The sequence below is a fragment of the Micromonospora sp. RP3T genome (assembly GCF_003027925.1).
Taxonomy (GTDB): Bacteria; Actinomycetota; Actinomycetes; order Mycobacteriales; family Micromonosporaceae; genus Micromonospora.
Genome location: NZ_PYPS01000005.1, coordinates 238,474 through 248,576 on the forward strand (window position 1 = coordinate 238,474; position 10,103 = coordinate 248,576).

Here is a 10,103-nt window from a genome sequence, read left to right on the forward strand (position 1 = left end):
GTGGTGCAGCGGGCCCCGCTCAACGCCGTGGGCGTGGAAACCGCCGGACGGCCGGTAAGCTGGCCGGCCGTGAGCACAACCGGATCGCCGCCCACGGTCGCCGACGTGGTGGCCGCCCTGGACCGCCGCTACCCGTCCGCCTGGGCGGAGGAGTGGGACCGGGTCGGCCTGGTGGTGGGCGAGCCCGACCAGCGGGTCCGCCGGGTCGCCTGCGTGGTCGACGTGGTCCCGGAGACGGTGGACGAGGCGCTCGCCGCCGGCGCCGACATGATCGTCGCGCACCACCCGCTGCTGCTGCGCGGCGTCTCCTCGGTGGCCGCCACCACGTTCAAGGGCCGGATCGTGCACCGGCTGATCAAGGCCGACGTCGCCCTGTACGTGGCGCACACCAACGCCGACGTGGCCGACCCCGGTGTGTCCGACGCGCTCGCCGCCCGGTTCGGGCTGACCGGGCTGCGTCCGCTGCACCGGCCCCGCCCCGGCTCACCGGCCGACGCGCCCGGCCGGGGCATCGGCCGCATCGGCGAGCTGCCCACGCCGGTCACGCTGGCCGAGCTGACCCGGCTGGCCGCCGACGTGCTCCCGGCCACCGCCTGGGGCGTTCGCGCCGCCGGGGATCCCGGGCGTATGGTTCGTACCCTCGCCGTCAGCGGCGGCTCGGGGGACGCCTTCCTGGCCGAGGCGGCGGCGGCCGGGGTGGACGCGTTCCTCACCGCGGACCTGCGCCACCATCCGGCCGGCGAGCACCTCGCCGCCGGGGGCCCGGCCCTGCTGGACGCCGCCCACTGGGCGACCGAACGGCCCTGGCTGGACGACCTGGCCGCCCACCTGGCCGACGACCTCGGCGTCGAGACCGTGGTGTCCGACCTGGACACCGACCCCTGGACCGTGCACGCCGCCGCGCCCCGACCGGACGACAAGGAGCCCCGACCGTGAAGGCTGACCCGAAGGTGCAGCGTCGCCTGCTCGACCTCCAGGCGATCGACACCACGCTCGCCCAGTTGGCGCACCGCCGCCGGAGCCTGCCGGAACGGGCCGAGCTGGAGGCGCTCGCGCGCGAGCTGTCGGCGTTGGAGGACGAGCGGGTCCGCGCCCAGGTGGCCGTCGACGACCTGGACCGGGACATCGCCCGGTTGGAGAAGGATGTCGACCAGGTGCGCGCGCGCAAGAGCAAGGACGAGGCCCGGCTGGCCTCGGGCAGCGGTCCGGCCCGGGAACTGGAGGCGCTCCAGCACGAGCTGGTCTCGCTGAACCGCCGGCAGAGCGACCTGGAGGACGCCGAGCTGGAGCTGATGGAGCAGCGGGAGACCGCGCAGGGCGTGCTGGACGGCATCGAGAGCCGGATCGCCGAGGCCCGGGAGCGCCGGGCCGCGACCGAGCAGCGCCGCGACGACGCGCTCGCCGAGATCGCCAAGGAGGAGGAGTTCAAGCGCACCTCCCGCCAGCCGCTCGCCGGTGACCTGCCGGCGGACCTGGTCACGCTCTACGACAAGATCCGCGAGGACACCGGGTTGGGCGCCGCGCTGCTCACCGGCGGTCGCTGCGGCGGCTGCCGGCTGGACCTCTCCGGCGCTGACCTGGCCCGGATCCGCAAGTCGGACCCGGACGACGTGGTCCGCTGCGAGGAGTGCCGCCGGATCATGGTCCGGACCAACGAGTCGGGGCTGTAGCCGCCGTGGCGGTACGCGCGGTCGTGATCGAGGCCGACGGCGGTTCCCGGGGCAACCCGGGCCCGGCCGGCTACGGCGCGGTGGTCCGGGACCCGGAGACCGGTGAGGTGCTGGCCGAACGCTCGGCGGGAATCGGCACGGCGACGAACAACGTGGCGGAGTACCGGGGCCTGATCGCCGGGCTGGAGGCCGCCGCCGAGCTGGGCGCGGCCGAGGTCGAGGCGCGGATGGACTCCAAGCTGGTGGTCGAGCAGATGTGCGGCCGCTGGCAGATCAAGCACCCCGGGCTGCGCCCGCTGGCCGCCCAGGCCGCCGGGCTGGTCGGCCGGTTCACCGCCGTCCGGTTCACCTGGATTCCCCGGGAGCGCAACAAGCACGCCGACGCGCTGGCCAACGCCGCCATGGACGCCGCCGCCGGTCGTGCCCCGACGGCGGCGGCGCCGCGTGCCGCCCAGCCGCCGCGCGAGGTCGCCGGCCCCGACTCGGCGGCCCGGGCCGCCGCCCGCGAGGTGGCCGCCCGCGCCGCCACCGCGAAGGCCACCGGCACCGACCCGGCCACCACGCCGGCCTCCTGGGAACCGCGCCCGACCGAGGAGGGCACCCGGTTGATCCTGGTGCGGCACGGGGAGACCGACCGCACCGTGCAGAAGCAGTACTCCGGTCGCGGCGACGTGCCGCTGACCGCGCGGGGCCGGGCCCAGGCCCGGGCCACCGCCGCGCGGGTGGCCGCGCTGGCGCCGTCCGTCGCGGCCGTGGTCAGCTCACCGCTGTCCCGGTGTACGGCCACCGCCAGGGCGGTCGCCGCGCTGGTCGGCAACCCGCCGGTACGCACCGACGACGACCTGATCGAGTGCGACTTCGGGGTCTGGGAGGGGCGTACGTTCGCCGAGGTGCGGGACGGCTGGGCGGGCGAGTTGGACGCCTGGCTCGCCTCCACCCGGGTCGCGCCGCCGGCGGGGGAGTCGTTCGCCGAGGTGGCGGAACGCACCGGCCGGGCGGTGGACCGGCTGCGGTCGGCGTACCCGGGGGAGACCGTGGTGGTGGTCTCGCACGTCTCGCCGATCAAGCTGGTGCTGCGCGACGCGCTGGCCGCCGGTGACGCGTTCCTGCACCGGCTCTACCTGGACACCGCGGGCGTCTCGGTGCTCGACCTGTACCCGGACGGCGGCGTCGCGGTCCGCTCGGTCAACGACACCGCCCACCTCACCGACCTCTGACCGGGAGTCGGCCGTTCGGCGCAGCCGGGCGGCCGTTCGGCGCATCGACGTCCGCCTGTCGAATGTGACCGGGCTCACCGGGTCGTAGCCTCCGGCCGTCACCTGGCCCGCTACGACTTCCCGGAGGTTGTCAATGGCCACACCGGAACCGGAGGCGCTGGACACGGCGCGTTCCCGGGCGAAGGACAAGAGCCCCTGGAACTGGCTGCTCTTCATCCCGATCGTGGTGCCGCTGATCCCGGCCTTCTTCAACGCCGACTCGCCCCGGCTGTTCGGGTTCCCGCGCTTCTACTGGCTGCAGCTGGCCTGGATCCTGCTGGGCGTGGGCACCACCACGCTGGTCTACCGGATGACCAGGAAGAAGCGGGGTGACCACTGATGTGGCGTGACCACCTCACCGAGATCATCGTCTTTTCCGTGCTGTTCCTGCTGGTCAGCGCCATGGGATTCGTGGCCGCCCGGTGGCGCCGACCCCGGGACATGGCCCATCTCGACGAGTGGGGGCTGGGCGGGCGCAGCTTCGGCGGCTGGATCACCTGGTTCCTGGTCGGCGGTGACCTCTACACCGCGTACACGTTCGTGGCGGTGCCGGCGCTGATCTTCGGGGCCGGCGCGGCCGGTTTCTTCGCCGTGCCGTACACGATCGTGATCTATCCGCTGGTGTTCCTGGTGCTGTGCCGGCTCTGGTCAGTGTCGCACCGGCACGGCTTCGTCACCCCGGCCGACTTCGTCCGCAACCGGTTCGGCTCGCCGATCCTGGCGCTGCTGGTCGCCATCACCGGCATCGTCGCCACCATGCCGTACATCGCGTTGCAACTCGTCGGCATCGATGCGGTGCTCAAGACCATGGGCGTCACCGGGGACAGCGCGGTGGCCCGGCACCTGCCGATCATCATCGCGTTCGCGATCCTGGCCGCCTACACCTACCAGTCCGGGCTGCGCGCGCCGGCGCTCATCGCGTTCGTGAAGGACTCGCTGATCTACGTCGTGATCCTGGTGGCGGTGATCTACCTGCCGTACAAGCTGGGCGGGTGGGGCAGCATCTTCGATGCCGCCGACGCGAAGTTCCAGGCGAGCCCGGCACCCGGCGACGGCATCCTGCTCAACGCCAACAACCAGCTCCAGTACGTGACGCTGGCGTTCGGCTCGGCGCTGGCGCTGTTCCTCTACCCGCACAGCATCACCGGCGTGCTGGCCAGCCGGAACCGGGACGTGATCAAGCGGAACATGTCCGCGCTGCCGGCGTACAGCCTGCTGCTCGGGTTGATCGCGCTGCTCGGCTACATGGCCATCGCCGCGAACGTGAAGCCGCTGCCCGGCGCGAAGGCGGGCAGCGTGGACGGGAACACCGTGGTGCCGCTGCTGTTCGACCAGCAGTTCCCGGACTGGTTCGCCGGCGTCGCGTACGCGGCCATCGGCATCGGGGCGCTGGTGCCGGCGGCGATCATGTCGATCGCGGCGGCGAACCTGTTCACCCGCAACATCTACAAGGAGTACCTGAAGCGGGACGCGACGCCGGCGCAGGAGGCGAACGTCTCGAAGATCACCTCGCTGGTGGTGAAGGTCGGCGCGGTGGCCTGCATCGTCTTCCTCGACCCGCAGTTCTCCATCGACCTCCAGCTCATCGGCGGCGTGATCATCCTCCAGACGCTGCCGGCGGTGGCGCTGGGCCTCTACACCCGCTGGTTCCACCGGGGCGCGCTGATCGCCGGCTGGGTGGCCGGCATGGGCCTGGGCATGTGGATGCTCTACCAGATCGGCAACCCGGCGACCGGGAAGAAGCACTTCGCCGGCTCGGCGTTCCCGCTCTCCGAGTTCGGCTTCGACACCAAGAAGACGATCTACGTGGGGATCGTGGCGGTGCTGGTGAACCTGGTCGTGGCCGCGCTGGGCACGCTGGTGCTGCGGGCCGCGAAGGTGGCCGAAGGCCCGGACGGCACCACGCCGGACGACTACTTCGCCGACGAGGGCACGCCGCGCGCGACGGCCGCCGCCGACCCCGCGCCCGAGCCGGTGGCATAGAAGGAGGGGCCCCCTGTTAACGCATTCTGCATAACAGGGGGCCCCGCTTAACAAGCCACCGTCAGCGGCGACGGTTGCGCGCGTCCAGCGCCTCGTTGAGGCGGTGCAGCAGCTCCGCGAGCGTGTCCCGGTCGTCGTCGGACCAGGAGGACAGCATCTCGCCGTAGAGCCGGGTCCGCGCGGCCCGCACGGCCGCCATCCGTTGGAGCCCGGCCGGCGTTGCGGTGATCACCGTGCCGCGCCCGTCGGCCGGGTCGGGGGTACGCGCGATCAGGCCGTCGCGCTGGAGCGCGGAGACCTGCCGGGTGACAGTGGAGCCGTCCAGGTTCAGCCGGGCGGCGAGCGCCGAGACGTTCTGCGGGCCGGCGTCGTCGAGGTGCCGCAGGATCACGTACGCCGCGCGGTCGAGCAGCCGGTGCTCCATGGTGCCGGTGCCGCGCCGGGTGGCCTCGCCCAGCCGCATCAGCAGGGCGACCTCGGTCTCGATGCGGCCGAGTGTGACTTCCTTCGCGTGGTCGTCGTCGCTCATAGCTGTATGATACAAGAAAATTACCTGTACGATACAGCTATCTGGGAGGTTGCGGAGTGGATCGGCGATCCGAACCCAACCGCAGTGCCATCTACGCCACCACGCTCGTGGCGTTCCTCGCCATCGCCGGCATCGCGGTGGTCGACCCCATCCTGCCCGCCATCGGCGACGCCATCGGCGTCACCGCCTGGCAGGTCGAACTGCTCTTCACCGCGTACATCGCGGTGATGGCCGTCGGCATGATCCCGGCCACGCTGGCCAGCGGGAAGTTCGGCTTCAAACCCGTACTCATCACCGGTGTCTCGGTGGTCGGCCTGGCCGCCATGCTCGCCTCGTTCAGCAACGACATCGTCCAACTCTCCGTGCTGCGCGGCGTCTGGGGACTGGGCAACGCGATGTTCTTCGCCACCGCCATGGTGGTGCTGGTCAACCTCGCCAACGACCGGGAATGGGTGGTCGGCCTCTTCGAGACCGCGCTCGGCCTCGGCTTCGCCGTCGGCCCGCTCATCGGCGGCCTGCTCGGCGAGGTCAGCTGGCGGCTGCCGTTCTTCGTCTGCGGCGTGTTCATGGTGCTCGCGCTCGGCGTCGCCGCCCGCAAGCTCCGCGAACCCACGAACAAGCAGGCCCCGGTACGCGTCGGCCAGATCTTCGCCACCTACCGCAAACCGGCGTTCATCACGCTCTGCGTGGTCACCGCCGCGTACAACTTCGTGTTCTTCGTGGTGCTCGGCTACACGCCGCTGTTCCTGCGCCTCGACGTCATCCCACTGGGCCTCGCGTTCACCGGCTGGGGCCTCGGCCTGGCCGCCGGCATCCTGCTGATCGGCCACCGGCTCGCCCACCGCATCGGCGCGGTGCAGACCGTCGGCGTGGCCATCGGAGGCCTGCTGGTCTGCATGGTGCTGTTCGCCACCTCCACCGGCACCGCCATGTCGCTCGTCGTGCTGGTCGTCGCCGGCCTGTTCATGGGCCTGGCCAACGCCAACCTGACCGACCTGGCACTCGGCCTCGGCTCCGCCGACCGGCGCATCGCTACCGGCGCGTTCAACCTGGTCCGCTGGGGCGCCGCCGCGCCCGCGCCGATCATCTCCGGCAAGCTCGCCGAACACGGCCTGGCGCTGCCGTTCTGGGTCGGCTTCGGGGTGCTCGCCGTCGGCGTGCTGGTCTACCTCGCGTTCGGTCACCTGATGGCCGCCGGCTACGGCGAACGGGTGATCTGGAACCGGGCCGCCCGCGCCGCCGAACACGCCCCGGAGGAGCCGGTCGGGGAGGCGTACTGACCGATCGTCAGGTCAGCGCCCGCCACAGCAGGTAGAGGCCGATCGCGGTGCCGAACAGCACGATGACCGTCTTCAGCACCACCGCCGGGAGCCGGCGGGCCAGCCGGGCGCCCGCGTACCCCCCGGCGATGGTGGCCGGCGCCACCACCGCGACGGCCACCCACTGCACCGGGCCGAACAACGCGAAAATCACCAGCGTGGTCAGCCCCACCATGGCCGAGAGAAGGTTCTTCACCGCCGTCACCCGGGCCAGCGTGGCGTCCAGCACCAGGGCCAGCCCGGCCACCAGCATCACCCCGAGCGCCGCACCGAAGTAGCCGCCGTACACCGTGCCGACCAGGACCATGGTCTGCACGGTGACGGTACGGCGGCGCGGGCTCAACCGCGACGGATGGCCCACCAGCCGGCGCAGCGGATCCTGGAACGCGAGGATCGCGGTCGCGCCGAGCACCAGGAACGGCACCACCACCTCGAACGCGCGCGCCGGCGTGGCCAGCAGCAGTACACAGCCCAACGCCGTGCCGACCGCCACGGTGGGCAGCAACGACCACAACGCCCGACCTCGCGGCAGATCCGCCCGGCTGCCCACCACGCTCGCCACGTACCCCGGGAAGACCGCCACCGAGTTCGACACGTTGGCCGCCACCGGAGGCAGCCCGGTCGCGATCAGTGCCGGGAACGTGATCAGCGAGCCGCCGCCGGCGACCGCGTTCACCGTGCCCGCGGCCAGACCGGCGACAAGCAGCAGCGCGACGTCGGAGAGGTCCATGATCCCCGAGGCTAGTACGGCCGGGTCCGGCTGTCCGGGTACGAGTCGCGGGGACCACTGTGCGGCCCGGATTCCGGTATAACCAGGCGTGCCGGGGGCACGGGGAGGCATCGATGCGGGACAGACTGGACCACGCGCTGCGCGCCGGCCAACTCGACGGCCTGCACGCCGTCGTGGCGGTGCGCGGCGACGAGATCGTGTTGGCACACCACGGCGTCGGCGAGGACTTCACCTGGGGGCGTTCGCTGGGCGTCGTGGAGTTCGGGCCCGGGACGCTGCACGACATCCGCTCGGTCACCAAGAGCGTGACCGCGCTGCTGTACGGCATCGCGCTGGGCAACGGGCTGGTCCCGGCGCCGACCGAGCCGCTGCTGCCGCACTTCCCGCGCTATCCCGACCTGGCGGCCGATCCCGCGCGTGCCCAGCTCACCGTCGAGCACGCGCTGACAATGTCGCTCGGGCTGGAATGGCGCGAGGACCTGCCGTACGACAGCCCCGCCAACGCCGAGATCGCGATGGAGCTGGCCCCGGACCGGTACCGCTACATCCTGGAACGGCCCGTCGTCGAGCCGCCCGGCACCCGATGGGCATACTGCGGTGGCGCCACCGCCCTGCTCGGCCGGCTGATCGCCGACGGCACCGGCCAGCCCCTGCCGGAATACGCGCAGGCGACGCTGTTCGGCCCGCTGGGTATCGACCGGCACGAGTGGCTGGCCGGCCCGGACGGAGTGGCCTCCGCCGCGTCCGGGCTGCGACTCACACCCCGCGACCTGGCCCGGTTGGGCGAGCTGCTGCTGCGCGAGGGAGTGTGGCACGGCCGCCCGCTCGTCCCGGCCGACTGGCTCCGCACGATGCTCCAGCCGCGTCTGGAGACCGAATGGGGCGCGCGGTACGGCTACCACTGGTACCTCGACTCCGTCGCGGGTCACGAGCTGGTGGCGGCGATGGGCAACGGCGGTCAGCGCCTCTACGTCCTGCCCGACCTGGACCTCAGCGTGGCCGTCACCGCCGGCAACTACGACGACCCCGAGCAGTGGCGGACCCCGCTCGCACTGCTGGAACAGGTCATCCTCGCCGAGGGCGGGTGAGGCACCGCAACGCGTCGGGGCGGAAATGGGCGCGGCGGGCACGTCGTTAGGATGGGGGCGCGACGGACGAGTCGACCGGGCGGTCGCGTCGGCGGGCCCTGGCCCGCCGCCGAGGAACGTCCGGACTCCACAGGGCAGGGTGGTTGCTAACGGCAACCCGGGGTGACCCGCGGGACAGTGCCACAGAAAACAGACCGCCGGCCCGTCACGGGACGGTAAGGGTGAAACGGTGGGGTAAGAGCCCACCAGCACCCCGGGTGACCGGGGTGGCTCGGTAAACCCCACCCGGAGCAAGGCCAAGAAAGGGCCGTCACCGCAAGATGACGACCCGCGCAGACGCTTGAGGGCTGCCCGCCCGATGTCTGCGGGTAGGCCGCTGGAGCCTGCCGGCGACGGCAGGCCTAGATGGATGGCCGCCGCCGGCGCGCCTACGGGCGTGCCGGGCACAGAATCCGGCGTACAGGTCGACTCGTCCGTCGCCCACCAGCTCAGAGACCTGATCAAGGCTCTGAGCTGGTTCTATGTCCGGGCGTCGATGGTCGTCGTTGGTCAACTTTGGCCGGCGTTTGACGCCCTGACGACGCCCTGACGCCCTGGAGACGCCCCGAGCGCCGACTCAGTAAGCCTCGTACTGCGGGCAACGCGCGGGAGCGATCTGCCATGGGCGCCGCTACAACTCGCGCCACTCTCCCGCCCGACGAGGATCACCCGTGCGGACGAACTCCTCGACAACCTGCCAGGCGCGGTCGAGGTTGAGAACGAAGTCCGCGGTGAAGTCGACCAGGTCGTCCAGCACCACCACTGCCGCATCTGTGTCCGCCGGCTCATCGGCGGCCAGGAGGGACATGGCGTCCTCGTTCGTCACCAGATGGACGACCGCCGCAGAACCCGCAAACCCGAGCGTCAGCACGGGAAACACGGCGGTGCCCCTTACTTCGAGGTACCCGCGCCCCTGAGCACGCAGCTCGTCGAACCGCTCGGTGAGGCCGGCGAAGTCTGACCGCTCCACCGGAGCGAACTTTCCTGACGTCGGAGACGTGGCGCTCCACCAGACGGTCACCCGGCAACCTCCTCGACGACCACGAGCTTACGGCTGCGGAACGCGATCGGTGACCCGGTGATCCGGTGGCAAGCCAGTCCCGGGGTTGGACTGGCGCGCCAGGCGGAAGCCCCGGCCAACCGCGCGGAGTGGCCACGCAGGCTTCCGTCACGGCCTGGCTTGGAGCTGGTTCCTACTCCAGGTTGGGGGCGGCCTCCCGGCGGCTGTCGGTGGCTCACCGTCCCGGCGCCGTAGGCGGCCGGGGCGGCTTGCCGCCGGCCGGGCTTGCCGCCCCGCACCGCGCGGAGCGCGGTGCCTTGATCCAGAACAGAGGAAATCGGCAATAGTATGGATAAGCTGTGTGTCCTCCGTCGGCTGATGTGCGACACGCGTCCGCCAGGTGATCTGCGACAGTGGTCCGTTTCGGCACTCTGAGCCCGACGTCTCCGCGGGGCGTCGGGACTCGGGGAGGCCGGGATTGGCGCTGGT

At 71.9% G+C, this 10,103-nt stretch carries 10 protein-coding genes and 1 other RNA gene; 8 read left to right on the forward strand and 3 right to left on the reverse strand.

Annotated features, from left to right (window positions below; genetic code table 11):
* Positions 1-69: 69 nt before the first annotated feature.
* The 5 genes from C8054_RS06860 to mctP all read left to right on the forward strand — a co-directional run bounded on the left by C8054_RS06860 (position 70) and on the right by mctP (position 4,909).
* On the forward strand, positions 70-936 hold the full coding sequence (locus C8054_RS06860; RefSeq protein ID WP_107155900.1) for a Nif3-like dinuclear metal center hexameric protein: 867 nt from the start codon (positions 70-72) through the stop codon (positions 934-936).
* Positions 933-1,670 (forward strand): zinc ribbon domain-containing protein, encoded by a 738-nt coding sequence (locus tag C8054_RS06865; protein WP_107155869.1) that lies wholly within the window; start codon positions 933-935, stop codon positions 1,668-1,670. Before C8054_RS06860 ends, C8054_RS06865 begins: the two co-directional genes overlap by 4 nt.
* A gap of 5 nt (positions 1,671-1,675) precedes the next feature.
* On the forward strand, positions 1,676-2,887 hold the full coding sequence (locus C8054_RS06870; protein WP_107155870.1) for a bifunctional RNase H/acid phosphatase: 1,212 nt from the start codon (positions 1,676-1,678) through the stop codon (positions 2,885-2,887).
* A gap of 133 nt (positions 2,888-3,020) precedes the next feature.
* Positions 3,021-3,266 (forward strand): DUF3311 domain-containing protein, encoded by a 246-nt coding sequence (locus C8054_RS06875; protein WP_107155871.1) that lies wholly within the window; start codon positions 3,021-3,023, stop codon positions 3,264-3,266.
* On the forward strand, positions 3,266-4,909 hold the full coding sequence (mctP, locus tag C8054_RS06880) for a monocarboxylate uptake permease MctP (protein WP_107155872.1): 1,644 nt from the start codon (positions 3,266-3,268) through the stop codon (positions 4,907-4,909). Before C8054_RS06875 ends, mctP begins: the two co-directional genes overlap by 1 nt.
* A gap of 61 nt (positions 4,910-4,970) precedes the next feature.
* Here mctP and C8054_RS06885 read toward each other — a convergent pair whose 3' ends face one another.
* Positions 4,971-5,438 carry a MarR family winged helix-turn-helix transcriptional regulator gene (locus C8054_RS06885; RefSeq protein WP_107155873.1) on the reverse strand — a complete coding sequence of 156 codons (468 nt, stop codon included), beginning with the start codon at positions 5,436-5,438 and terminating at the stop codon, positions 4,971-4,973.
* Positions 5,439-5,494: 56 nt separating this feature from the next.
* Between C8054_RS06885 and C8054_RS06890 the strand changes: the two genes are divergently transcribed.
* Positions 5,495-6,718, forward strand: coding sequence for an MFS transporter (locus C8054_RS06890; RefSeq protein ID WP_107155874.1), 1,224 nt, complete (start codon positions 5,495-5,497; stop codon positions 6,716-6,718).
* 7 nt (positions 6,719-6,725) lie between these two features.
* Here C8054_RS06890 and C8054_RS06895 read toward each other — a convergent pair whose 3' ends face one another.
* A complete protein-coding gene (locus tag C8054_RS06895) occupies positions 6,726-7,487 on the reverse strand; it encodes a sulfite exporter TauE/SafE family protein (protein ID WP_107155875.1) in 762 nt (253 codons plus the stop codon).
* A 113-nt stretch (positions 7,488-7,600) separates the two neighbouring features.
* Here C8054_RS06895 and C8054_RS06900 point away from each other — a divergent pair, with 113 nt between their 5' ends.
* Together C8054_RS06900 and rnpB are read left to right on the forward strand one after the other, a co-directional pair.
* A complete protein-coding gene (locus tag C8054_RS06900; RefSeq protein ID WP_107155876.1) occupies positions 7,601-8,575 on the forward strand; it encodes a serine hydrolase in 975 nt (324 codons plus the stop codon).
* Positions 8,576-8,642: 67 nt separating this feature from the next.
* An RNA gene (gene rnpB, locus C8054_RS06905) (RNase P RNA component class A) lies at positions 8,643-9,051 on the forward strand.
* Positions 9,052-9,245: 194 nt separating this feature from the next.
* Here the strand turns inward: rnpB and C8054_RS06910 are convergent.
* The gene (locus tag C8054_RS06910; protein ID WP_233219517.1) at positions 9,246-9,635 is read right to left on the reverse strand and encodes a hypothetical protein; all 390 of its coding nucleotides are present in this window, start codon (positions 9,633-9,635) and stop codon (positions 9,246-9,248) included.
* Positions 9,636-10,103: the final 468 nt, after the last annotated feature.

Excerpts from the sequence above, each read along its gene's own strand:
- C8054_RS06875 (WP_107155871.1), top strand. The coding sequence starts at position 3,021 with ATGGCCACACCGGAACCGGAGGCGCTGGACACGGCGCGTTCCCGGGCG.
- mctP (WP_107155872.1), top strand. The coding sequence starts at position 3,266 with ATGTGGCGTGACCACCTCACCGAGATCATCGTCTTTTCCGTGCTGTTC.
- C8054_RS06885 (WP_107155873.1), bottom strand. The coding sequence starts at position 5,438 with ATGAGCGACGACGACCACGCGAAGGAAGTCACACTCGGCCGCATCGAG.
- C8054_RS06895 (WP_107155875.1), bottom strand. The coding sequence starts at position 7,487 with ATGGACCTCTCCGACGTCGCGCTGCTGCTTGTCGCCGGTCTGGCCGCG.
- C8054_RS06900 (WP_107155876.1), top strand. The coding sequence starts at position 7,601 with ATGCGGGACAGACTGGACCACGCGCTGCGCGCCGGCCAACTCGACGGC.